The 25,147-nt window shown below is 61.3% G+C and carries 18 protein-coding genes; 16 read left to right on the top strand and 2 right to left on the bottom strand.

Annotated features, from left to right (window positions below; translation table 11 throughout):
• Nucleotides 1–3: 3 nt before the first annotated feature.
• The 4 genes from glgA to bglA all read left to right on the top strand — a co-directional run bounded on the left by glgA (nt 4) and on the right by bglA (nt 6,938).
• Nucleotides 4–1,449 (top strand): glycogen synthase GlgA, encoded by a 1,446-nt coding sequence (glgA, locus tag NKH73_RS22375; protein ID WP_352936315.1) that lies wholly within the window; start codon nt 4–6, stop codon nt 1,447–1,449.
• 3 nt (nt 1,450–1,452) lie between these two features.
• The gene (locus NKH73_RS22380) at nt 1,453–3,081 is read left to right on the top strand and encodes an alpha-D-glucose phosphate-specific phosphoglucomutase (RefSeq protein ID WP_352936317.1); all 1,629 of its coding nucleotides are present in this window, start codon (nt 1,453–1,455) and stop codon (nt 3,079–3,081) included.
• A 226-nt stretch (nt 3,082–3,307) separates the two neighbouring features.
• Nucleotides 3,308–5,317, top strand: a complete 2,010-nt coding sequence (gene glgX / locus NKH73_RS22385) for a glycogen debranching protein GlgX (RefSeq protein ID WP_352936319.1) — start codon at nt 3,308–3,310, stop codon at nt 5,315–5,317.
• Nucleotides 5,310–6,938, top strand: coding sequence for a beta-galactosidase BglA (bglA, locus tag NKH73_RS22390; protein WP_352936321.1), 1,629 nt, complete (start codon nt 5,310–5,312; stop codon nt 6,936–6,938). The genes glgX and bglA overlap by 8 nt, the downstream gene beginning before the upstream one ends.
• A gap of 16 nt (nt 6,939–6,954) precedes the next feature.
• On the opposite strand, the gene NKH73_RS22395 is transcribed toward bglA, so the two are convergent.
• Together NKH73_RS22395 and NKH73_RS22400 are read right to left on the bottom strand one after the other, a co-directional pair.
• Nucleotides 6,955–8,694, bottom strand: coding sequence for a pilus assembly protein TadG-related protein (locus NKH73_RS22395; RefSeq protein WP_352936455.1), 1,740 nt, complete (start codon nt 8,692–8,694; stop codon nt 6,955–6,957).
• Between the two features lie 45 nt (nt 8,695–8,739).
• Nucleotides 8,740–9,219 carry a TadE/TadG family type IV pilus assembly protein gene (locus tag NKH73_RS22400; RefSeq protein WP_352936322.1) on the bottom strand — a complete coding sequence of 160 codons (480 nt, stop codon included), beginning with the start codon at nt 9,217–9,219 and terminating at the stop codon, nt 8,740–8,742.
• Nucleotides 9,220–9,595: 376 nt separating this feature from the next.
• On the opposite strand from NKH73_RS22400, the gene NKH73_RS22405 reads away from it, so the two are divergent.
• The 12 genes from NKH73_RS22405 to NKH73_RS22460 all read left to right on the top strand — a co-directional run bounded on the left by NKH73_RS22405 (nt 9,596) and on the right by NKH73_RS22460 (nt 25,133).
• Nucleotides 9,596–11,188, top strand: coding sequence for a peptide ABC transporter substrate-binding protein (locus NKH73_RS22405; RefSeq protein WP_352936324.1), 1,593 nt, complete (start codon nt 9,596–9,598; stop codon nt 11,186–11,188).
• A 166-nt stretch (nt 11,189–11,354) separates the two neighbouring features.
• Nucleotides 11,355–12,278: an ABC transporter permease subunit gene (locus NKH73_RS22410; protein ID WP_352936326.1), complete on the top strand. Its 924-nt coding sequence runs from the start codon at nt 11,355–11,357 to the stop codon at nt 12,276–12,278.
• Nucleotides 12,271–13,392 (top strand): ABC transporter permease, encoded by a 1,122-nt coding sequence (locus tag NKH73_RS22415; RefSeq protein WP_352936328.1) that lies wholly within the window; start codon nt 12,271–12,273, stop codon nt 13,390–13,392. Before NKH73_RS22410 ends, NKH73_RS22415 begins: the two co-directional genes overlap by 8 nt.
• 1 nt (nt 13,393) lies before the next feature.
• Nucleotides 13,394–15,013 (top strand): ABC transporter ATP-binding protein, encoded by a 1,620-nt coding sequence (locus NKH73_RS22420; protein ID WP_352936330.1) that lies wholly within the window; start codon nt 13,394–13,396, stop codon nt 15,011–15,013.
• 379 nt (nt 15,014–15,392) lie between these two features.
• Nucleotides 15,393–16,664 carry a glycosyltransferase gene (locus NKH73_RS22425; RefSeq protein WP_352936332.1) on the top strand — a complete coding sequence of 424 codons (1,272 nt, stop codon included), beginning with the start codon at nt 15,393–15,395 and terminating at the stop codon, nt 16,662–16,664.
• Between the two features lie 223 nt (nt 16,665–16,887).
• A complete protein-coding gene (locus NKH73_RS22430; RefSeq protein WP_352936334.1) occupies nt 16,888–17,919 on the top strand; it encodes a substrate-binding domain-containing protein in 1,032 nt (343 codons plus the stop codon).
• A 92-nt stretch (nt 17,920–18,011) separates the two neighbouring features.
• A complete protein-coding gene (locus NKH73_RS22435; RefSeq protein WP_352936336.1) occupies nt 18,012–19,553 on the top strand; it encodes a sugar ABC transporter ATP-binding protein in 1,542 nt (513 codons plus the stop codon).
• Nucleotides 19,554–19,572: 19 nt separating this feature from the next.
• Nucleotides 19,573–20,562: an ABC transporter permease gene (locus NKH73_RS22440; protein WP_352936338.1), complete on the top strand. Its 990-nt coding sequence runs from the start codon at nt 19,573–19,575 to the stop codon at nt 20,560–20,562.
• Between the two features lie 28 nt (nt 20,563–20,590).
• The gene (locus tag NKH73_RS22445; protein WP_352936340.1) at nt 20,591–21,571 is read left to right on the top strand and encodes a sugar-binding transcriptional regulator; all 981 of its coding nucleotides are present in this window, start codon (nt 20,591–20,593) and stop codon (nt 21,569–21,571) included.
• On the top strand, nt 21,568–22,563 hold the full coding sequence (locus NKH73_RS22450; RefSeq protein ID WP_292217678.1) for an aldo/keto reductase: 996 nt from the start codon (nt 21,568–21,570) through the stop codon (nt 22,561–22,563). Before NKH73_RS22445 ends, NKH73_RS22450 begins: the two co-directional genes overlap by 4 nt.
• Nucleotides 22,564–22,581: 18 nt before the next feature.
• Nucleotides 22,582–24,318 carry a glycerol-3-phosphate dehydrogenase/oxidase gene (locus NKH73_RS22455; RefSeq protein ID WP_352936343.1) on the top strand — a complete coding sequence of 579 codons (1,737 nt, stop codon included), beginning with the start codon at nt 22,582–22,584 and terminating at the stop codon, nt 24,316–24,318.
• Nucleotides 24,291–25,133 carry a class I fructose-bisphosphate aldolase gene (locus NKH73_RS22460; protein ID WP_352936345.1) on the top strand — a complete coding sequence of 281 codons (843 nt, stop codon included), beginning with the start codon at nt 24,291–24,293 and terminating at the stop codon, nt 25,131–25,133. Before NKH73_RS22455 ends, NKH73_RS22460 begins: the two co-directional genes overlap by 28 nt.
• Nucleotides 25,134–25,147: the final 14 nt, after the last annotated feature.

Below are 25,147 nucleotides of genomic sequence, written 5' to 3' on the forward strand. Positions count from 1 at the left end.
TGGATGCAGGTTCTGTCGGTCACGCCCGAAATATTCCCTCTGATCAAGACTGGCGGGCTTGCCGACGTCACCGGCGCGTTGCCCGGGGCGCTCGCCGGCAAGGGTGTGGCGATGCGCACGCTTATTCCCGGCTATCCCCAGGTGATGGACGCCTTCAAGAAAAAGAAGGCTGTTCACCACTATCCGCTGGTGCAGGGCGGCAAGGCTTCGGTCCATGCCGCCCATATCGACGGGCTTGACCTGTTCGTGCTCGACGCGCCGCATCTGTTCGATCGTCCCGGCGGCCCTTATGGCAACGCCAACGGTGCCGACTGGCCGGACAATTGGCGGCGTTTCGCGGCATTGAGCCAGGTTGGCGGCGACATCGCCGGCGGCGCCATCTCGGGCTACCAGCCCGACATTGTCCACGCCCATGACTGGCAGTCGGCCATGACGCTGGCCTATATGCGCTACGGCAAGGCGGTCGGCACACCGTCGATGGTCACCGTCCACAACCTCGCGTTCCAGGGCCGTTTCGGCGCCGGTATCTTTGGCGAGCTTGGCTTGCCGGCGTCGGCCATGGCACTCGACGGCGTCGAATACTATGGCGGCGTCGGTTTCCTGAAGGCCGGTCTGCAAGCGGCTTGGGCCATCACCACCGTCAGCCCGACCTATGCGCAGGAGATCCGCTCGCCGGAATTCGGCATGGGCCTCGACGGCCTCGTCAACATGCGGTCTGTCGATCTCTATGGCATCGTCAACGGCATCGATACCGAGATATGGGACCCGGCCACCGACAAGCATCTGGTCTCCAATTTTACGGCCAAGACTTTGAAGGCACGGCACCCCAACCGGACCGCCGTCGAGGATCGTTTCGACCTCGATCGCGACGACAGTCCGATCGTCTGCATCATCAGCCGGCTCACCTGGCAGAAGGGCATGGACATACTGGCGGCGGTCGTTGACGGGATCGTTGCCAGGGGTGCGCGCCTGGCGGTCCTGGGGTCCGGCGACGCCGGCCTCGAAGGTGCGCTGCTGGCTGCCGCGGCCCGCCACCGCGGCCGCATCGGCGTCGTCATCGGTTACGACGAGGGTCTTTCCCACACCATGCAGGGCGGCTGTGATGCCATAATCATCCCGTCGCGCTTCGAGCCTTGCGGACTGACGCAGCTTTATGGCCTGCGCTATGGCTGCGTGCCGGTCGTCGCCCGCACCGGCGGCCTCGCCGACACGGTCATCGACGCCAATGAAGCGGCCGTCTCGGCCGGTGTGGCGACCGGCTTCCAGTTCGCACCCGCCGATGCCGGTGCCTTGCTGCACGCCATCCGCCGGCTGGTCGAGGCACACGCCAACCCCACCGTCTGGACGTCGATGCAGCGGCAAGGCATGAAGGCCGATGTGTCGTGGGACAAAAGCGCGGAAAAATATGTTGAACTCTATCGCTTGCTGCTTTCGAAAAGGGCTGTCTGACGCATGATACAAACCATCGCCACCAAACCCTATCTCGACCAGAAGCCCGGCACCTCCGGGCTGCGTAAGAAAGTGCCGGTATTCCAGCAGGAGCACTATGCCGAGAACTTCATCCAGTCGATCTTCGATGCTCTTGATGGATTCAAGGGCAAGACCGTGGTGATCGGCGGCGACGGCCGCTTCTATAACCGCGAGGTCATCCAGAAGGCCATCGCCATGGCGGCGGCAAACGGCTTCGGCAAGGTGATGGTCGGGCAGGGTGGCATTCTGTCGACCCCGGCAGCTTCCAATGTCATCCGCAAATATAAGACCTTCGGCGGCATCATTCTGTCGGCCAGCCACAATCCGGGCGGCCCGCACGAGGATTTCGGTATCAAATACAATGCAGGCAATGGCGGCCCGGCCCCGGAAAAGCTGACCGACGCGATCTTCGCCAAGACCAAGGCGATCTCCAGCTTCAAGATCGCGGATATAGAAACCGTCGACATCGACACGATCGGCACGGTCGAGGCGGGCGGCATGACGGTCGAGGTGATCGACCCGGTCGCCGATTATGCCGAGTTGATGGAAAGCCTGTTCGATTTCGATGCCTTGCGCGCGTTGTTCAAATCGGGTTTCCGCATGCGTTTCGATGCCATGCATGCCGTGACCGGTCCCTATGCCAAGGAGATCCTGGAAAACCGTCTCGGCGCGCCGAAGGGCACCGCCCGCAACTTCATTCCCCTGCCGGATTTCGGCGGTCATCATCCCGACCCCAATCTGGTCCACGCCAAACATCTCTATGACGAGATGATGGGGCCGGATGCGCCGGATTTCGGCGCCGCCTCCGACGGGGACGGCGACCGCAACCTGATCATCGGCAAGGGCATTTTCGTCACTCCGTCGGATTCGGTGGCCATGCTCGCCGCCAACGCCCATCTGGCGCCGGGCTATAGGGCCGGCCTGAAAGGCATCGCCCGCTCGATGCCGACCAGCGGTGCGGCCGACCGCGTCGCCGAAAAGCTCGGCATCGGCATCTATGAAACGCCGACCGGCTGGAAATTCTTCGGCAATCTGCTCGACGCCGGCATGGCGACGATCTGCGGCGAGGAGAGTGCGGGAACCGGCTCCAACCATGTCCGCGAAAAGGACGGGCTGTGGGCCGTGCTTTTATGGCTCAATGTCCTTGCTGCCCGCGGCGAAAGCGCCAAGCAGATCGTCACCGAGCACTGGGCAGCCTATGGCCGCAATTACTATTCGCGCCATGACTATGAGGAGGTCGAGACCGACCGCGCCAACGCGCTGATTGACGAATTGCGCGCCAAGCTTGGCTCGCTGCCCGGCACCAGCGTGCGCGGCATGAAGATCGCCAGCGCCGACGATTTCGCCTACCACGATCCGGTCGACGGTTCGATATCCGAGAACCAGGGGATCAGGGTGCTATTCGAAGGCGGATCGCGCGTCGTCTTCCGGCTATCCGGCACCGGCACCTCGGGGGCGACGCTGCGCGTCTATATCGAGCGCTATGAGCCGGACAACTCTAGGCATGATCTCGACACGCAGGAGGCGCTTGCCGATCTGATTGCGGCGGCCGATGATATCGCCGGGATCAAGAGCCATACCGGCCGCGCCAAGCCGAGCGTGATTACTTGAGTTCCGTTCACAGCCGGCCGTCTGAGTTCGGCCTGCGTCGCGAGGCTCCCCCTTCTCCCCTTGTGGGAGAAGGTGGCCGAGCGACGCTCGGTCGGATGAGGGGTGTTCCAGCTTGGCGCACACCTTTGCTCAAACCGCCCACGCCTTGTTTCTTCCAGCACCCCTCATCCGTCTCGGCGCTGCGCGCCGATCCACCTTCTCCCACAAGGGGAGAAGGGGTCGCCGCATGAGCCAGCTCGGCGCCACCGTTACCCACGAAGGTATCCGCTTCGCCGCGTGGTCGTCATCGGCCATCAAGCTCTGGGTCTCGATCTTCGACAATGAAGGAAACCGCGAAATCGACCGGCTTGAACTCCAGCCGGAAGGCGAGGGCGTCCATGCGCTTTTCGTCGCCGGCCTTGCCGCCGGGACCCGATACGGATTTCGCGCCGATGGCGACTATGCCCCCGAGCAAGGGCTCTGGTTCGATCCCGACAAACTGCTGGTCGACCCCTATGCCGTCGAGATCGACAGGCCTTATGTCTATGACGATCGGCTCGCCGCCCGACGGGGCGAGGGGGCCGACACCGCTCCGCTGCTGCCGAAGGCGATTGCCGGCTTCTTGCCAGAGCCGCTGGCTGCTTTGCCGCCATTGTTCCGGTCCGGTGGATTGGTCTACGAAGTGCCTGTGCGCGCCTTCACCATGCTGCATCCGGACATCCCCAAGCACCAGCGCGGGACGATTGCAGCCCTCGCCCATCCGGCCATCATCGAGCACCTGAAAAGACTCGGTGTGGGCGCCGTCGAGCTGATGCCGGTGACGGCATCGATCGACGAGCGGCATTTGCCGCCGCTCGGGCTGCGCAACGCCTGGGGTTATAACCCCGTGACCTTCATGGCGCTCGACCCGCGCCTCGCGCCCGGCGGTCTGGCGGAATTGCGGCAGACGGTTGCCACGCTGCGCGACGCCGGCATCGGTGTCATCCTCGACCTCGTTTTCAACCACACCGGCGAAAGCGACAGGTTTGGGCCGACGCTGTCGCTGCGCGGACTCGACAGCCCCATCTACTACCGGCATTGGCCGGACGGCAGCTTGGTCAACGACACTGGCACCGGCAATACGGTCGCTTGCGATCACCCAGTCGTCCAGGAAATGGTTCTCGACACGCTTCGTCATTTTGTCCGCCATGCCGGTGTCGATGGTTTCCGCTTCGATCTGGCGCCCATTCTGGGCCGGGTCGGCGGGTCGTTCGACGCCGCAGCGCCGTTGCTTAGAACTGTCCGGGACGACCCGGTTCTTGGCGACCGGGTGCTGATCGCAGAGCCCTGGGATATCGGGCCGGACGGTTATCAGCTGGGCAATTTCCCGACGCCCTTCCTCGAATGGAACGACAGATATCGCGACGACATCCGCCGGTTCTGGCGCGGCGATCGCGGCATGGTCGGCGCACTGGCGACCCGGCTTGCCGGCTCGTCCGACATTTTTGCCAAGGCAGGCCAGCAGACGAGCCGCAGCGTCAACTTCATTGCCGCGCATGACGGCATGGCGCTGGCCGACATCGTTTCCTACGAGCACAAGCACAATGAGGCCAATGGCGAGCAGAACCGCGATGGCCACGACGACAACCTGTCCTGGAACAATGGCGTCGAGGGTGAGACTCGCGACCAGGGGATCGTTACGGCCCGTTTCGATGACCAGTGTGCGCTGCTGGCCACGCTGTTTGCCTCGCGCGGCACGATCATGCTGACCGCCGGCGACGAATTCGGCCGCACCCAGAAGGGCAACAACAACGCCTATGCGCAGGACAACGAGATCACCTGGCTCGACTGGGCCGGGCGCGATCAGGCGCTGGAACAATGCACCGTTCTGTTCGCAGCGATTCGTCGTTCCGTGCCGGCACTTTCCGACACGCTTTTCCTGACGGGACAACCGCCTGCCGGGTCGGAAATATCAGACGTTGTCTGGCTGACCGAAACGGGCGCGCCGCTCGACGAGACGGACTGGCACGATCAGGAGCGGCACCGCCTTGTCATGGTGCTCGGCGGCATTGGCGACGAAGACCGCCGTCTCGCCGTCGTTATCAATGGCGATCGGCGCAAATGCATGTACACGCTGCCACGGCGCCAGGGCTTTTTCTGGAGCCCGGTCGCCGCCGATGCGCCGGACATCTCACGACCGGTGCCGGGGCGAACGGTCATTTTCATGATCGAGCGCAAGGCCGGGCCGGCTAACGCTGAGGAGGACCATGATGGCTGACGGCAATGCCGAGTGGTGGCGCGGCTGCGTCATCTACCAGATCTATCCGCGCTCCTTCCAGGACACGACGGGAGACGGCGGTGGCGATCTCAGTGGCATTGCCTCAAGGCTGGCTCATGTCGCATCGCTTGGCGTCGACGCCGTCTGGCTATCGCCCTTTTTCAAGTCGCCGATGGCCGATATGGGCTACGACGTGTCCGACTATACAGCCGTCGATCCGATGTTCGGCACATTGGAGGATTTTGACGCGGTGGTCGCCGAGGCGCACCGTCTCGGCCTGAAAATCATCATCGATCAGGTCCTGTCGCACTCGTCCGACCGGCACGAATGGTTCGTCGAAAGCCGCGCGAGCCGCGACAACCCGCGGGCGGATTGGTACGTCTGGGCCGATCCGAGGCCCGACGGCACCGCGCCCAACAATTGGCTGTCGGTCTTCGGCGGACCTGCCTGGGAGTGGGACACGACCCGCAGGCAATATTACATGCACAATTTCCTCGCCTCGCAGCCGGACCTGAATTTCCACAATCTCGAGGTGCAGGATGCGCTTCTGGACACTGTGCGGTTCTGGCTGGAACGCGGCGTCGACGGGTTTCGGCTGGATACGGTCAACTACTATGTCCATGACCGCTGGCTGCGCAGCAATCCGCCCCTGGCGTCGAGCGTTGCCGGCACCAACGCCGAAACCAATCCCTATCTTTATCAGGAGCATCTGTTCGACAAGACGCAGCCCGAAAACCTCGCTTTCCTCAAGCGTTTTCGGGCGCTGCTCGACGAATATAGGGGCCGCGCCGCCGTCGGCGAAGTCGGCGACGAGACCCGTTCGTTGCAGACGCTCGCCGCCTACACCGCCGGCGGCGACAAGCTCGACATGTGCTACACATTCGACCTGCTCGGTCCGCAATTCTCGGCGGCGCATGTGCGTGGATGTGTTGAGGCCTTCGAGAACGCGGTTTCCGACGGCTGGGTCTGCTGGGCGTTCTCCAACCATGACGTCGTTCGCCACGTGACACGCTGGACGAGGCTTGGCGGTGACCCGGAGGCGGTGGCGAAATTCTCGATCGCGCTGCTGTCCTGCTTGCGCGGATCGATCTGCCTGTATCAGGGCGAAGAGCTTGGACTGGAGGAGGCCGAACTGGCGTTTGCGGATCTGCGCGATCCTGTGGGCATCCGCTTTTGGCCGGGCGTCAAGGGCAGGGATGGATGCCGCACGCCGATGGTCTGGGAGAAAGGTGCCGACAATGCCGGTTTTTCCACCGGCAGGCCGTGGCTTCCGGTGCCGGATAGCCATCGCGCCCGTGCGGTTGACGTCCAGAACGGCGACGAGAAGTCGGTTCTAGCCAGCTACCGGGCGATGCTCGCCTTGCGCAGGCAGCATGTGGCCTTGGTGCAGGGCTCAATCCGGTTTCTCGATGCAGAGGGTGATGTGCTTGCCTTCATTCGCGAAGGCGGCGGCGAGAAGCTGCTCTGCGTCTTCAATTTCGCCGTCGAGCCGGCCAACTGGCCGTTGCCGCCGAATGTAGATGTTGCAGAGACAGTCGATCATGGCGGCATTGGTGCCGTCTTGCAGGATAAGATTCTGTCGCTGCCGCCCTTGGGCTGCTTCCTGGGACGAGCCGGCTGATCTCTTTACTTGGCCGTCATTGAACGAGCACGGAGCGCCCGCAAGTCGCGCCCAAGACCCGGACATCGGCCTCACCGACTCGCACGCCCAGTGCCGCGAGCACGTTATAAACCAACTCGTCGACAGGCGCAGTCACACCGTTCAGCAGCGCCACAACCGCCGGCTTCACCGTTCCAAGCAGGGCGGTTACATCTAGCCCGAGGCCCAGCGCACTGACCGAAAGCGACAAATTGTTGACCAGCGATGTAGTGAGGGATTGCGTCAGGTTTTTCGTGGAAGCTGTCTTTATCGTCTTGTTTGCGATTTCGGTGCTGTTGAAGGTCAGTATCGTCGGCTCGGTGTTGGCGATCTCAAAGGCCGCAGAGCCATTCACGCCGAGCAGACTCAGGGTGAGAAACAGAAGCTTCACGCTGACCTGCGCGATTTCGGCATTTTGAAACGACTGTGGGTTGCTGAAATCGGCGAAGGCGGAGGGACTGTTGTCGGCATCGCTGGCGCCAAGGTGCAGCGATGCTAGGCCCGGCCGCGCGGCTATAGTAACCTTCAAACTGTCGGGGCGCCCCGTTGGGCAACTGATGTCGGTCAGCTTGGCTTCGGCAGACGCCACCTCGACATGCAGCGGCAGTTTGACGGATAGGAGGCTGATGCCGCCACCGAGGTTCGCGTTGGCGCCGCCGACGGACGCCACCAGCTTGACCCGCGTCTGCGCCGTACGCACCACGGCGCCCTTCTCGCCGATTGTCAGCCACGGCGAGAATTGCGCAGGTTCGCCGATGGCAATGGCAAGCGTGGTGGAGAGAAGCCCCGGAATGGTGGCTCCGAGATTGAGCTCGACCTGCTTCGAGCCGTTGGCCAGTGCAGCGGCGGTGGTCAAAATGCCCATGGCGCTAGCGTCGACCGAGAAACCAGCCGACTTTTGCCCGAGCCCCAATTGGCCCATTGATCCAAGGTCGACAAGGTGATTGAGCGGTATTTTGACCGTGCTGGTGGTCCTTGACGCGATTGTCTGCAAAGCAAGCTTGCTGGTGCTGCCAACGGGTGAAACATTAGCCATGGCGGTCGCTATCTGGCCCACCGTCGCTTTCGAAGCCAGCACCTCCGAATAGCTGACACCTGTCAGCTGCATCTCAACGGCAAGGGCATCGAAGAACGAAAGCAGGTTGACGTCGGCAGCGATCAGAGCGTTGTAGTCCATAACGCTGAGCGCGATGTTGCCGCCCAGGAACTTGCTGAGAAGAGCGTTGAGGATGCCGCCATTGACGCTGAGAAGCCTGGATCCGATCGAGAACATTGCCTGGGGCGCCACGCTGGCAATGGCCTGGGTGCCGATGATCGGAGTCGCGATAAGCGAACTTGCGAAATAGCGGGCAGGAATCTTTTTCAGCGTGACACGGGCCGCATTGTAGGGCGTCTTGCCGGCTTCGAAGCGCTTGTCGACGCCGAGCGACGACGCTGGTGAATATCGGCCGGCGGTGACCGACACGACGGTTTTTCCGAGGGCAGGAGCGATCGTCTGTCCTGCCTTCTGGACGACGATACCCGGCATCCCGTTGTCACCGAGTGCAGCCACCACCGCTGCCTCTATGTTGTTGATGTTGGAGGCGGCTGTGATTGCCGCCAGATCGGTCATTGCCTGCGCCTCCCGGCGCTCCACATAGATGGAACCTTCATCGATGGCGAACGCAGCCAGCGCCAGCCCGAACGGTGCGCACAGCGCCGTCATGACGGTGAAGTTCGCCTTCAGGTCGCCGAGCATTGAGCGGGCGCTCCGGCCGATCCTCCACAGCAAAGTGTCCGACATTCAGATGCCTCCGACCCGTATGGTCGAGTTGCGCGAGATTGTGGTTCCAGGCATGGGCAGCGCCGGGAATAGGTTCCAGATCGGCAGGTTGCGGGCATCGTATTGGACCGACACCACGAACTGATTACCGTCGGCCGTGCTGTCCTTTGCCTGATAGGTCAGCTTGCCGGAATCGACGAAAGGATATCCACCGGCATTGTTGTTGACGAAACTCGTCACCAGCGCCTGGCGCTCGGTTTCGTTCAGGCCGGCAATTGCCGTGCGAGCGGCGTCCGCGGCGATCTGCTGCACTGAATTGCTCGCACCAAAATAAATACCATATGCAACCATACCGAGTAATAGCAAGATAAAAATAGGCGAAAGCAACGCAAATTCGATCGCGGAAGTTCCTGATTGGTCTCTAAATTGGCGTGGTTTGAGTGTTAACTGGTGTCTTTTACGCCACTTTATAGAAGTTTTCTTATTTCTTGTACTGTCCATGTCCTTCATCCGTCGAGACATACCGGAGCCCATCGAGGAATATAACCCGTGGTTGCTTAAAGGCGGCTTAAGACATTTCGGCAAAGTGGAATCGACGCCAGGTTTCTTCGCCCGGAAACGAAGATCCCGAACTGAGAAAAGGCAAACCAAGCCCGTAGTTTCAATTGCTGTTCTGCCGCCCGCAAAGCGGCTGTCGCTGCGCCTTACTTTGGGTGACCCCTAGAGTCTGTTGAAATAAAAAATCTCCACGTTACTGTTTGCCCACCAGTCGCCGGAAAGGGAACCGGCGGCGCGCTCAAAGGGGCCATCTGATCGGTTTCGGGGCGTCAACACTCAAGAGGCGTAGCTGTAGGGCCGTCTCGACAGGGAGAACTTCATGCTGAAAAATATGCTGAAGGCGACGGTATTCGCCACAACCATGGCCTTGGCCGCCGGCACGTTCTACACGCCGGCTTTCGCCGAGATTGTCTATAACCGCGGATCCGCCGCCGAAGCGGAGACACTCGATCCGCACAAGACCTCGACGGTCTACGAAGCCGATATCATACGCGACCTGTTCCAGGGCCTCGTCATGCATGACCAGAAGACGAACCTCATTCCGGGCGCCGCCGAAAGCTGGACAGTATCCGACGACGGCACTGTCTACACCTTCAAGCTGCGCAAGGACGGCCTCTGGTCAGATGGCAGCCCGGTGACGGCAGACGACTTCGTCTATTCGTTCCGTCGGCTGGAAGATCCGGCCACCGCTGCCGAATACGCTTCCATGCTCTATCCCGTGAAGAACGCCGAGGAAGTCAACACCAAGAAGGGCAAGCCGGAGGATATGGGCGTCAAGGCGATCGACGCAAATACCCTCGAAGTCACGCTCAAGGCACCAACGCCTTACTTCCTGGAGATGCTGACCCATCAGGCGACCTATCCGGTTAACAAGGCGTCTATCGAAAAGCTTGGCGCCGATTGGATCAAGCCGGGTAACCTGGTGTCCAACGGCGCCTACACGCTTGCCGAATGGGTTCCCAACGACCACCTTAAAATGGTCAAGAATCCGAAATTCTGGGACGCCGCGACGGTGAAGATAGACACCGTCAATTACATCCCGACCGAGGACCGCTCGTCGGCGATGAAGCGCTTTGAGGCCGGCGAACTCGACAGTTACGGTGACCTGCCGACCGAACAGCTCGCTGATCTCAAGACCAAATTCGGCGACCAGATCCGTGTCGGGCCATATCTCGGCACCTACTATTATGCGATCAAGACGGACAAGGCGCCGTGGGACAATGTCGAGCTGCGCAACGCCATCTCCATGGCGATCGATCGCGACTTCCTGGCCGAAAAAGTCTGGCAGAATTCGATGCTCCCAGGCTATTCGATGGTGCCTCCGGGCATCGAGGGCTACACGCCGGCACTGGCCAAATACGCCGACATGTCGCAAATCGACCGGGAGGACGAAGCCAAGAAGGTGCTGGAGAAGCTCGGCTATACGCCCGAGAAGCCGCTGAAGATGGAGATCCGCTACAACACCTCGGAAAACCACAAGAACACCGCGGTGGCCATTCAGGAACAGTTGAAGCCGCTCGGCGTCGAAATCACGCTGCTCAACACCGACACCAAGACCCACTACTCCTTCCTGGAGCAGAAGGGCGACTATGACGTGGCGCGTGCCGCCTGGATTGCAGACTACAAGGATCCTGAAACCTTCCTCGGCATCACCCGCAAGGCCAGCGGCAACAACTATTCGATCTACAACAGCCCGAAATACGAGGAGGCCATGGACAAGGCGGCGGCCGCCGGCGGCAAGCCCGAAGAGCGCATGAAGGAACTCGCCAAGGCCGAGCGCATCCTCGTCGATGACGTCGGAAACATACCGCTCCTCTACTACAGCTTTCACGACATCGTCTCCTCGAAGCTGCATGGCTTCGACGACAATGTGATGGACATTCATCCGTCCCGCTTCATCAGCAAGGACTGATCCCTTAGCTAGGCCGCCGCGCAACTCAATGCGCGGCGGCGCTGGTTTGCCATCGCATCGGCCCGAGAACCGGATTCGATTTTCGACAATGTCGGTGCGAAGATTTGAAGGCTAGAGCGCAATCGTCCAGCTGGACGCGCGCTGCTCTGGATCAAGCGGGGAACCGATGCTGCGTTACGTATTCCGGCGGCTCTTGACCGCCATTCCGACGCTGTTCGTCATCGTGACCATGGCGTTCTTCCTGATACGCGTCGCGCCGGGCGGCCCGTTCAATCAGGAGCGGGGCCTGAGCCCCGAGATCAAGGCCAATCTTGAAGCGCAGTTCGGCCTTAACGACCCGCTCTGGCTGCAATATGCCCACTATCTCGGCAATCTGCTGCGCGGCAATTTCGGTCCGAGCTACAACCTGCCTGATTTCACCGTCACCGAATTGTTTGCCAAGGGCCTGCCCGTTTCGATCCAGATCGGCGCCTCGGCGCTGGTCCTGGCGCTACTGCTCGGCGGTCTCCTCGGCACCATTGCCGCGCTCAATCAGAACAAGCTTGCCGACTATTCGGTGATTGCGCTGGCCGCCGCCGGCAGCACCATCCCGACCTTCGTTATCGCGCCGGTGATCCAGCTTTTGTTCGGTCTGACCTGGAAGCTGTTACCGATCGGCGGCTGGGGTGATGGCGCCCTCCTCAACAAGGTCGGGCCTGTGCTGACGCTCGCCTTGCCACAGATCGCCGTCGTCGCCCGCCTGATGCGCGGCTCGATGATCGAATCGTTGCGCTCGCACCATATTCGCACCGCCCGCGCACTCGGCCTGTCGGACTGGTCGGTGGTCGTCAAGCATGCGTTACGCGGCGCCATCCTGCCGATCGTCTCCTTCACCGGCCCGGCCGCGGCGGCGCTGCTCACCGGCTCGATCATCGTCGAGACGATCTTCGCTGTTCCCGGCGTTGGTCGCTATTTCGTCGATGCCGCGCTCAACCGTGATTACACGCTGGTCATGGGCACCGTGGTGGTGATCGCGCTGTTCACCATCGTCTTCAACCTGATCGTCGACGTCATGTACGCCTTCGTCGATCCGAGGGTGCGCTATGACTGACATCGCAGCCATCGCTCCGGCCGTCGTCGGCCGCTCCCTGTGGGGCGACGCCTGGGCGCGCCTCAAGGCCAACCGCGCCGCCATGTTCAGCCTGTATTATCTTGTCTTCATCGCGCTCCTCAGCGTGTTCGGACCCTCTTTGGTGCCGCATCGATACACCACCATCTACGCCGATTATGTGCGCACGCCGCCGAGCTTCTCAGCCTATCCGAAGGCCGACAAGATCGAAACCGCGCTCAATGAGGCTATCAAGCGTATGCGTGTCGACATCAAAGAGTGGCGGCAGGAAGACAATCGCATCTTCGTCACCGTCACATCGTCCAAGCCGATCGACGACCGCAATGTCCGCTACCTCGACCGTTCCGATGCCTTCGACAACACGCAGATCGAGAGTAAATCGCCTGACGCCCACGAAGCGGTGATGAGCGCTTCGATCAGGCAGCAGTATTTCCTGTTCGGCACCGACAATACGGGCCGTGATCTCCTGTCGCGAACGCTAATGGCCGGGCGCATCTCGCTGGCCATTGGCCTGCTCGCCGGGGTTGTCGCCGGCGTCATCGGCGTGCTCTACGGCGCTACGGCCGGCCTTGCCGGCGGCAGGGTCGACGAGGTGATGATGCGCATCGTCGATGTGCTTTATTCGCTGCCGTTCATCTTCTTCGTCATCATGCTGGTGGTGTTCTTCGGCCGGAACTTCGTGCTGATGTTCCTGGCGGTCGGCGCCGTGCTGTGGCTTGACATGGCGCGCATCGTGCGCGGTCAGGCGCTGTCGATCCGGCGGCAGGAATATGTCCAGGCGGCGGAGGCGATGGGCATCGGCCAGCGCGGCATCCTGATTCGCCACGTCATACCCAACCTGCTCGGACCGGTGGTGATCTACATGACGCTGCTCGTGCCGCAGGTCATCATCCTGGAAAGCTTCCTGTCGTTCCTCGGCCTCGGCGTTCAGGAGCCGATGACCAGTTGGGGCGTGCTGATCTCGGTCGGCGCCCAGAACATCGGCTCGGCGAACTGGTTGCTTCTGTTCCCGGCCTTCTTCCTCGTCTCGACGCTGTTCGCGTTGAACTTCGTCGGCGACGGTCTGCGCGACGCGCTCGACCCCAGGGATCGTTGAGATGGCCGCTCCCGAAACGATCCTCAGCGTCAAGGACCTTCGCGTCCGCTTCCGCACGCTCGACGGCGTGGTCGAGGCGGTCAAGGGCATCAACATCCACGTCAATGCAGGCGAAACCGTTGCCGTGGTGGGAGAATCCGGCTCCGGCAAGAGCCAGACGATGATGGCGGCGATGAGCCTGCTGGCCTCGAACGGCGAGGCGACAGGCGTCGTCGACTATCGCGGCCGCAACCTTCTGACACTGAACAAGTCCGAGTTGAACGAGGTCCGCGGCCGCAAGATCAGCATGATCTTCCAGGAGCCGATGACCTCGCTCGATCCGCTCTATTCGATCGGCAACCAGCTGATCGAACCGATCCGCCGGCATCGCGGACTTGGCGCGGCGCAAGCACGCGAAGAGGCGCTCAAGCTCTTGCGGCTGGTCCATATCCCCGATCCCGAACGGCGGATGAAATCCTATCCGCATGAAATGTCGGGCGGCCAGCGCCAGCGGGTCATGATCGCCATGGCGCTGGCCAACGATCCCGATATCCTGATCGCCGACGAACCGACGACGGCGCTCGACGTGACCATCCAGGCGCAGATCCTCGTGCTGCTCGCCGAACTGCAGCGCAAGCTCGGCATGGCGATCGTCTTCATCACCCATGATCTCGGCATTGTCCGGCGCTTTGCCGACCGCGTCTATGTCATGCGCTACGGCGAAGTCGTCGAGGAGGGCAAGGCCGAAGCGATCTTCGTCAACCCGCAGCATGCCTATACCAAGATGCTGTTGGCTGCCGAGCCGGCCGGAACCAAGGCGCCACCACCGCCAAATGCGCCCGTCCTGCTCGAAGGCAGGAATGTCGAGGTGACATTCAGGATCGGCGGCGGGTTTCTTGCCGGAGAGTCGCTGATCCTGCGCGCGGTCGATCACATTTCGATCCGGCTGAAACGAAACCAGACCATCGGCATCGTCGGCGAATCCGGTTCGGGAAAATCGACGCTCGGCCGGGCCTTGCTGCGGCTCCTGCCAAGCGACGGCCTCATTCGCTTCGGCGATCGCGATATTTCCAACGCCGACCGTCAGGCCATGCGGCCGCTGCGTCGTGAATTGCAGCTCGTCTTCCAGGACCCGTTCGGTTCGCTGTCGCCGCGCATGACCGTTGGCCAGGTCATCACCGAAGGGCTTCTGGTGCATGAGCCGACCCTGTCTGGCAAGCAACGCGATCTGCGCGCGGTCGAAGCATTGCGCGAAGTCGGGCTCGATCCGAATGCGCGCAATCGCTACCCGCACGAATTCTCCGGCGGTCAGCGCCAGCGCATTGCCATCGCGCGCGCGATGATCCTCAAGCCCAAGGTGGTCGTCCTCGACGAGCCGACGTCGGCGCTCGACCGCTCCGTCCAGAAGCAGATCGTCGAATTGTTGCGCAAGCTGCAGGCCGACCATGAACTGTCCTACCTGTTCATCAGCCACGATCTCGCTGTCGTGCGTGCCATGGCCGACTACATCATTGTCATGAAGCAGGGCAAGATCGTCGAGGAAGGGCCGACGGAGGCCATCTTCAGCAATCCTCAGGCTGCCTACACGCAAACGCTGATGGCCGCGGCGATCGACGTCACACGGTTTCGCTTGAGCGCCTAGCGCCACCGATCGGGGCTGCAGCGGATAAGGTGTTTCGGAAGCAAAAGAGCTCGCGCGCGACGAGCTGTCGGTTGAGCCAAGTCGCGTCGGAAGCCTGGATATGCTCTCCGATCGAAAGGCACGTCCCTCAGTTTCCGATATCAAGAGACGCGCGGCAGTGCTGAAGCGCGAGGCAGAAACGGAAGCTCAGACTATCCGCGTTAACGTTCAGGATGGTAGGGTAATCCTTGAGGGTGAGGTCAAGGCTTGGCCCGAGCGCCAGCTACCGAGCGTGCCGCCTGGTCGTCGCCGACTCGACAAGCTGGATGCGGCGATTGCTTGAAGGCTGCCCCTTCGATCGATAGGCGCGGTACTCGACAGGCCCTGCATGAACATTGTGATGTTTACCAACACATTCATCCCCCATGTCGGCGGCGTTGCACACAGCGTTGCATCGTTGTCGGAAATGCTGCGTGAGTTGGGGCATGGAGTCCTGATAGTCGCGCCGGACTATGCGGGAGCAGCTCGATCAGAAAGCAACATCCTTCGCGTCCCTGCGATCCAGAATTTTAACGGGAGCGATTTTTCAGTGCCGATCCCGTTCGCCCGCTCGCTCGAAAAGACATTGAACGGCTTCGAACCGGATATCGTCCATTCGCATCACCCGTTTCTTCTCGGCGACACCGCGCTTCGCATCGCGGCGTCGCGAGCATTGCCGACGATATTTACCTATCACACCCGCTACGAACTCTACGGCCACTACGTTGCGCAAGATGCGCCGGTCCTCCAACGGCTCGTGCTCAGCTTGGCGGCCGGCTACTGTGATCTATGCGATCATATCATCGCTCCAACTCAAAGCATTGCCGACCTCTTGCGCCATCACGACGTCACCAAACCGATCAGCACAATCCCGACCGGGATTGACCTAGCCAGGTTTGCCGATGGAGATCGACTGAGATTGCGGAGCCGGCTGGGAATAGTGGAAACCGATTTCATCGTCGGGCATGTGGGCCGGCTGGCCCCGGAGAAGAACCTGACTTACCTCACTGAAGCAGTCTGCCTGTTTCTTTCGCAACATGAGCGCGCGCATTTTGTCGTCGCCGGCGACGGTGCATCGGCGTCCGAAATGCGCCGAATGCTGGAAGAGGCGGGCCTTCGGGACAGATGTCATCTGCTAGGCGTGGTCGAAGGCGCCGATCTGGCCGACGTCTATGCCGCGATGGACGTCTTCGCCTTCTCGTCGCGTTCCGAAACTCAGGGTCTTGTGCTCGTCGAGGCGATGGCGACCGGCGTTCCCGTAGTCGGGCTCGATGAACCTGGGGCTCGTGAAGTGGTACGCAACGGAAAGAACGGCTATCTCCTGTCAGCCGATGCATCCCCTGGCCAATTCTCCGAAACTCTCGCCAGAGTCCGCGCGCTCACTCCGCCGGGCCGGGCAGCATTGCAGGAAGAAGCCAGACTGACTGCGGCCTCCTATTCACGATCTTCGACCGCGCAGCAGACCGTCGATCTCTATTCGCACGCTGTCGCGAGCCATGCTGGTGCTCGAGCTACCCGCACTCGTTCGTTTGAGGCGACGCTCGAAGGTCTCAAGCAGGAATGGAGAATCCTCGCCAACCTTGCGAATGCCGTCAAGGACGCGGTGGCGACGCGCAGTGATTCCGCAAAGTGACGGCTGTGGAACGCCGCGTTGGCAAACCGTGGTTGTCTCGGTTCGCCGGGTGCACCAAGCGGCGTGAAATATATTTCAGATTATGAATTTTATTGACAGTTGAGCGAACTCCTGCGAATGATCAACCGTTGGGCCTCGGGAGGAGGTTCGGTGTCAGCAACCACAAGCGGCGGCATGGAAGTGTCGACTGCCCATTGACCAGGCTTCGGCCGAGGGAGGATTCTTGCGCAAATTTTTGAGCATGCTCGCCATTTCGGCAGCAGCCACCACTGTGTTGGGGGCAAGCCACGCCGCGGCCCAGGCCGCTAACCCGTTCAAATGCGAGCCGGGTGAAAAATACGTCATGAACGTCATGGTGTCCGGCGTCGAATATTGGTTCCCGGTCTACGAGATGTTCAAGCAGGCCGGACAGCAGTTCGGTTGCGAGACCGAGTACACCGGAACGCCCGAGTACGACGTGAACAAGCAGATAGCGACATTCGACCAGGCGCTGGCTCAGAAGCCGGCTGGCATCCTGGTGCATCCGATGAACTCCGACCCATTCATCGAGCCAATCAATCGGGCTATCGACCAGGGAACGGCGGTAGTCACCTTCGCCGCAGATTCGCCCAACTCCAAACGAGTGTCCTATATCACCTCCGACAATGTCGCCGAAGGTACCTATGCTGCTGATGCAGTTGCCAAGGCGATGGACGGCAAGGGCGAATATGCGGTCCTCGAAAACCCCGGACAGGATAATCACGACAAGCGCATCGCCGCTTTCATTGCCCGCATGGAAGCCAAATGGCCTGAGATGAAGCTCGTCGGCCGCGCGGCGTCGAACCAGGATGCGACGAAAGCCTATCAAGCCGTACTCAGCCTCGCCCAGGCGCATCCCGAACTGGGCGCAGTGTTCATGCCGGAAGCCAACTCGGCAATCGGTGCGGCGCAGGCCGCGAAGGAGGGCGGCGGCAAGATCCGAGTTATGCTGGCCGACGTCAACGCCAAGATCCTCGATATGATCAAGGCGGGCGAAATCTTTGGCTCGGTCAACCCGAACCAGGGCATGCAGGGCTACATGGGATTCATGCTGCTATGGCTGGCCAAGCATCCTGAGCTGATCGATCCGATGAACGACGCCCGGCGGTCCGGATTCAATGGCATGGGCGTGCCTTTCGTCGACAACGGCTTTTCCATCGTCACCGCGGAAAATGCCGATGATTTCTATTGGGATGCCTACCTCAAGCGCCGCGGCACCAAGGGCATCGAAGAATAAAAGCTCTTCGGAAATGCTCGAACGGGACGGGGCGCGCCGGCGTCCCGTCGACCGGGCCATTATCGTCAATATCAACGCTGCAGGGGGACGGAGTGACTGCCGCCGCCATTCTTGAAATCCGCGACATCTCGAAATCCTTTGGCGCCATCAAAGCGCTGACCGGGGTCGATTTCACGCTGCAGCGGGGCGAAATTCACGCGCTGTGCGGCGAGAATGGCGCGGGCAAGTCCACGCTGATGAATATCATTGCCGGCATTGTGCAACCCGACGAAGGCACCATTCGGCTCGACGGCAAGGACGTCACCATCGCATCGCCATCGGCCGCGCAGCGGCTTGGTATAGGTCTCGTCCATCAGGAAATCGCGCTGTGCCAGGATGCCACGGTCGCCGAGAATATTCTCATGGCGGCCATCAACAACCGGCGCGCGCCGCTGATGAATTTTCGACAACTCTACGCCGATGCTCAGAAGATAATGGACCTGCTGGCGCCGATCCCGGTCGAGACGCCGGTCGCCGAGCTTTCGATTTCCAACCAGCAACTTGTGGAAATCGCCAAGGCGTTGACACTCGAATGCCGGGTGCTGATGCTCGACGAGCCGACAGCCGCCCTGACCGAGACCGAGGCGCGGCGCCTTTTCGCAATCATCCGCGATCTCAAGGCGCGCGGAATTTCAATCATCTACATCAGCCACCGTATGGCCGAGATCTTCAGCCTGTGCGACCGCGTCACAGTCTTTCGTGACGGCAAATATGTGGCGACTGATTTGATCGCTTCCGTCACCCCCAATGATGTCGTTCGCAAGATGGTCGGGCGCGAAATCACGCAGCTCTATCCTCAGAAGCTCTCGCCTGAACGGCGCACCGATCGTCCTGTGCTGTCGGTCCGAAATCTCTCCTATCGAGAGGGTTCGGATGGCGTCAGCTTGGCGCTCCGGGCCGGCGAAATTCTTGGCATTGGCGGGTTGATTGGCGCCGGCCGCAGCGAGATGGTTCAGACCGTTTGCGGCTTGCGCCCGAAAGTGTCGGGATCGATCGAACTCAATGGCGAGCCGGTCAGCATCAGCACCTACAGCGATGCGGTGCGCGCGGGCCTGGTCTATCTCTCCGAGGACCGCAAGGCGTCGGGCCTGTTCCTGGACCTGTCGATTGCGTCGAATATCTCCGCGCTGGACCTTAGAAAGTTGACCACACCCCTTGGGCTGCTCGATCGCCGCGCCGAGGCAAAGCAAGCCACTGACCTGGTGGAGCGCCACGGTGTGCGCATGGGCGGCATCGAGACACAGGTGTCGACGCTTAGTGGTGGCAATCAGCAGAAAGTGGCCATTGCCAGGCTTCTTTCGGTTAGCCCCAAGGTGGTCATCCTGGACGAGCCGACACGCGGGGTCGATGTCGGCGCCAAAGTGGAAATTCATCGCCTGCTTCGCGATCTTGCCGAGCGGGGCGTCGGCGTCATCGTGATTTCATCCGAGCTTCCGGAATTGATCGGGCTCAGCGACCGGGTGCTTGTCGTGCACGAAGGGACCATCGCCGGCGAATTAGGGGCGGACGAATTGACCGAAGAGGCAATCATGCTGCTGGCTTCGGGTGTCCCGCGGCAACGATCAAACGCAAGGCAGGCTCAGAATGTCGCTTAGACAGACCGGAGGAACCCTCATGGACGCTGAAATCAAGGCGAGCGCCCCGAGGCTTGGCGGGCGCAACTGGCTGCGTCTGGGGTCGATGCGCGAGGCCGGGCTGATCGCAATCATGCTGGCGCTCTGCATCGCCATGACATTTGCCTCGCCGCACTTCCTGACCTGGGGAAATTTCCGGGCGATGCTGATGAGCTTTTCCATTGAAGGCATCGTCGTGGTCGGCATGACGATACTCCTCATAGTCGGCGGCATCGACCTTTCCGTCGGGTCGGTGGTCTGCTTCTCCATGGTTGTCTCGGGCGCTCTCTTCCTGATGGGACTGGACCCGTGGACCACGAGCCTTATCGGCATAGCCGCCAGCGCGCTGATCGGCGCGGTGATGGGATTCTTTGTGACCGTCATCGGGCTCAATCACTTCATCACCTCGCTGGCGGCGATGGTGATCGTGCGCGGCCTTTGCCTTGTCATCACCAAAGGAACCCCGCTGTCGCTGTTCACCCTGCCGCCCGGGTTCAAGGCGATCGGCCAGGGCAGCTTCGGCAATTTGCCTTATGTCATCGTCATCTTTGTCGTGGTCGTGGCGATCTTCGATTTCCTGCTTCGGCGCGCTGCCGCGTTCCGCAAGGTCTTCTATACCGGCAGCAACGAGAAGGCGGCCCAATTTTCGGGCATCAAGACCAAGCAGGTCAAATTCTGGGTCACGGTCCTCTGCTCCACCCTCGCGGGCTTTGCCGGCGTCATCTACATGTCGCGCTTTGGCGCTGCGACTCCGACCTTCGGCGCTGGCATGGAGCTTAACATCATCGCAGCGGCCGTGATCGGCGGGGCATCGCTCAATGGCGGTTCGGGCACCATCTTCGGCGCCATACTGGGCATGGCGCTGCTCTCCGTCGTCACAAGTTCGCTGATCCTGCTCGACGTTTCCGTCTATTGGCAGGACATGATCAAGGGATGCATCCTGCTTGCGGCGGTATCGATCGATCATTTCCTGCACAGCAGGAAATCGTGAGCCGCAGCGCAAGAGTTGAGCATCCATCATGTCACCAACCAATTCGCGGGACGACATCACGATCGTCCGCCAGATGTATCAGGCGCTTGTGCTTCACTACATGGAAGCCAAGACGCAGGCTGAAATCGCCAAGGAGCTCGGCATCTCGCATGCGACCGTCAACCGGCTGATCAAACGCGGTCATCAACTCGGGCTGGTCGAGATCAAGATCAAGTCGCCGGTCGAGCAACTGGTCGACATCGAGGCGCGACTTGTCGCGATAGGCGGCATCCAAAGGGCCGTCGTCGTCCCTTCCGTCTCGGACAATCCGCAGACCGCGCTCCAGCGCGTCGGCGAGGCTGCGGCCAGGCTGGTGCTCGAGACGATCAAGGACGGCGATACGATTTCCATAACGGGAGGCAAGGGGGTGAGTGCCGTGGTCGCCGGTCTCAAGCCGAACCGCAGCTACGACGTCGAGGTTATTCCCGCGACCGGCCTGGTCCAGGGCAAGCATTACACCGACGTCAATCATGTCGCTTCGCTGATGGCCGACAAGCTCGGCGGGCGCGCCTTTCAGATTCACGCGCCGCTGTTTGCCGACAGCCCGGCCCAACGCGACATGTTGATGGGCGTCCGGGCCGTTTCGGACGTCTTCAGCAAGGCGCGGGAGGCAACGCTTGCGGTCGTCGGCATCGGTTCCATCCTGACCGATGATTCGAGCTACTACGATCTGCACCCGTCCTCGAGCGCCGACCGGCTGGCCATCGAGCGCTCGGGCGCGGCGGGCGAGTTGCTTGCCCACCTCATAGACGGCAGCGGCAAGCTCGCCGATTACCGCCTCAACCACTCACTCGTTTCGCTGACGCTCGAGGAATTCGCGACCATTCCCCAGTCGATCGGGGTTGCAAGCGGCGCAAGCAAGGTGGTTCCGATCCTCAGTGCCATGCGCGGTTCTCACCTCGATACCCTCGTCACCGACGAAGCCACCGGCTTGAAAATCCTCGAGCTCGCCGAAGGAAACGCAGCATGAATTCTCGACAAATCACCCGCTCGATCGGCAAGTCCGGCGTTGTCACGTCGGCAGTCGGGCTCGGCACCTGGGCCATCGGCGGCTGGATGTGGGGTGGCACCGATGAAGCAGAATCGATCGCTGCGATCCAGGCGTCCATCGATGCCGGCGCCTCGCTGATCGACACCGCGCCGGCTTACGGTCTCGGCCGCAGCGAGGAGATCGTCGGCAAGGCCATCAAGGGCCGGCGCGACAGCGCGGTCATCGCCACCAAATGTGGCCTGAACTGGCATTCGAAAAAGGGCAACCACTTCTTCGATCAGGACGGAAAGCCGGTGAACCGATATTTGGGCGCCGACGGCATCGCTTATGAAGTGGAGCAGAGTCTGAGGCGGCTCGGCACCGACTATATCGATCTCTACATCACCCACTGGCAGGATCCGACGACCCCCATTGCCGAAACGATGGAAGCGCTCGAACGCCTCAAATCAGCTGGCAAGATCCGCGCCATCGGCGCAAGCAATCTCAACGCCGCCGAGCTGCAGCGGTATGTAGGAGCTGGCCAGCTCGACGCGATCCAGGAAAGATATTCGATGCTGGATCGCGAGATTGAGCAGACATTGCTGCCGATCGCGCGCCAGCATCAAGTGGCTGCACTCAGTTACTCGTCGCTTGCGCTCGGCCTGCTTTCCGGCGCGATCGATCCGGCGCGTGAGTTCAGCGGCGACGATCAGCGCAAAGACAATCCGCGCTTCTCTCAGGCCAACCGGCGTAAGGTAGCGGCTTTGAAACACGCCCTGACACCGGTCGCGGAGGTCCACCAGGCGACCATGGCGCAGATCGTCATCGCCTGGACGCTGGCGCAGCCCGGCATCACCTTCGCGTTGTGTGGAGCGCGAAACGCCAGGCAGGCGCTCGACAACGCCAGGGCAGGGGAGATTTCGCTGAGCGTTGCGGAACTGACGGCCGTCGATGCGGCGGTGGCCGGGCATCTCGTGGCGATTGATGCGTGATCGAAAGCGCATCTCGAGATGAATCGCATCCAGACGATCGCCGGCTTGCGCGAGAACCCCAATGTTGACGTGCTTGTCATAGGCGGCGGCATTAACGGCATCAGCGTGTTTCGCGAACTTGCCTTGCAGGGCGTCGATGTGCTGCTCGCGGAAAAGGGCGATTATTGTTCCGGCGCCAGCGCGGCCCTCTCGCGCATGGTCCATGGCGGCTTGCGCTATCTCGAAAACGGTGAGTTCAAGCTGGTCCGCGAATCTCTGCTCGAACGCGATCGGCTGTTGAAGAACGCGCCGCACTATGTCGCGCCACTGCCAACCACAGTGCCTATCTTCGACCTGTTCTCAGGTATAGCAAATGGCGCAGTCCGCTTCCTTGGGCTAAGCCGTCGTCCGGGCCGGCGCGGCGCATTGGTCATCAAGACCGGCTTGGCGATGTATGACTTCTTCACCGCCGCACGGCGTGTCGTCCCTACGCACAAATTCAGGAGCCGCGCTGAGACACTCAAGATCTGGCCTGCAATCAATCCTGCTATTCGAAATTCTGCGACATACTATGATGCCTGGGTCAGCCACCCCGAGCGGCTGGGTACCGAGATGCTGTGCGATACCATGAAGGAAAAGCCGTCCGCTCGGGCGCTCAACCATGCACGCGTATCGCTCGGTGACGCGAGCCTGGTGCTTAACGACGGACTATCCGGCGAAACGGTAGCCGTGAAGCCGCGGCTCGTCGTCAACGCAACAGGCGGCTGGATCGACCTGACCAATTCAGCGATCGGAGCCGTTGCGCCGAAGCTTATGGGCGGCACCAAAGGTTCGCATCTGATCGTCGACAATCGCGAGCTTCATGACGCGCTCGACGGGCACATGATCTACTACGAGAATGAGGACGGCCGGATCTGCATCCTGTTCCCCTATCTCGGCAACGTGCTGGTCGGCTCGACGGATATCCGTGTCGACGATCCCGACCAGACGCGCTGTGCGGATGACGAGCGGCAATACATTCTGCAGTCCCTGTCCTTCGTGTTTCCTGGGATCGAGATCGCCGACACCGACATCGTCTTTCAGTTCACCGGGGTGAGGCCGCTACCGATAAGCCAAGACAGTTTTACCGGGCGCATTCCCCGCGATCATTTCTGCGAACTCATCGAGGGTGCCGGTATACTGCCGCCGACGCTCTGCATGATCGGCGGGAAATGGACAACCTTCCGATCGTTCGGCGAACTGGCAGCCGATATCGTGCTCGAGCGATTGTGCCGACAGCGCATCGTCGGCACCGAAAACATGCCGATCGGCGGCGGCCGGGATTTTCCCACTGCTCCCGAAAAATGGTGCGCAGAACGCGCGGCGTCGCACGGCCTGTCGCTTGACCGCATGCGCAGCCTTTTCGAGCGCTACGGTACCGCGGCGGATGCCGTCGCCGCCCATATGGCAGCGGGACATGACGAACTCTTGCCCGGCAGCGACTACTCGGCCCGCGAGATTCAATATCTCATCGCCAATGAATATGTCGAACAGCTGGGGGACCTGCTGCTCCGCCGCACGACAATCGCCATCACCGGTGGGCTCTCGGCCGACCTTCTCGATGCGGCTCTCGATGTTCTCGCTGTCGAAAAGAACTGGGACGCCGCGCGCAAGGCATTCGAGCGCACCGATTTCCTCGCCTTGTTGCAAAGTCGGCACGGCGTCGATGTCGATCAGCTATCCAAAAAAGACCAAAGAAGGAGCGCCGAATGCGCATCAACAAGAAAGTCCGCATGAACCGTTTGTTCGGCGGAGCGCGCTGTCTCGACGTCGCGATCGACCATGGCGTTTGCAACGAGCCGTCGTTCCTGGAAGGGCTCGAGGATATGGCCGGCGTCGTCGCCCAGCTGGTCGCCGCGGGACCGGACGCCATTCAGATGAATTATGGCCAGGCCGATCTGCTGCAGTCCTTGCCCGGCAAGGACAAGCCGGCATTGGTCATGCGCATAGACGTGGGCAATCCATATAACAAAACCCGCCATCGTTCGATGTGGGCCATCCTGCAGAACGAAGCCGAGCCACTGATCGGCGCGCTCGAAATGGACGCGGCCTGCGTGGTCGTCAATCTATTCATGCTGCCCGATGAGCCGGACCTATTCAGGCAATGCGTCCACAACATTGCCCGCGTTCGCGCCGACTGCGAAAGATACGGCCTGCCGCTGATGATCGAGCCGCTGGCAATGCTGCCCAACTCGGAGCGCGGAGGCTACCTGGTCGACGGCGACCCCGAAAAGATCGTCACCTTGACCCGGCTCGCCAGCGAGATGGGCGCCGACATCATCAAGGCGGACCCGACCACAGACCCGAACGACTTCCACCGGGTCGTGGCGGCGGCGCGCTGTCCTGTCCTGGTGCGCGGTGGGGGCAGGGAGGATTTGCGTGCCGTCTTCGATAAGTCGGCGGCGCTGATGGCACAAGGCGCGGCGGGCATGGTCTATGGCCGCAACATATACCAGCATTCCAACCCTCGTGCCGTCGTGAGAGGATTGATGGCGATCATCCATGAGAATGCGAACGGCGCGGCGGCTTGGGAGCTCTACCAACAAGAATAATTTTTGGCGGCTTG

The sequence above is a fragment of the Mesorhizobium sp. M0938 genome (assembly GCF_040319125.1).
Classification (GTDB): domain Bacteria; phylum Pseudomonadota; class Alphaproteobacteria; order Rhizobiales; family Rhizobiaceae; genus Mesorhizobium; species Mesorhizobium robiniae.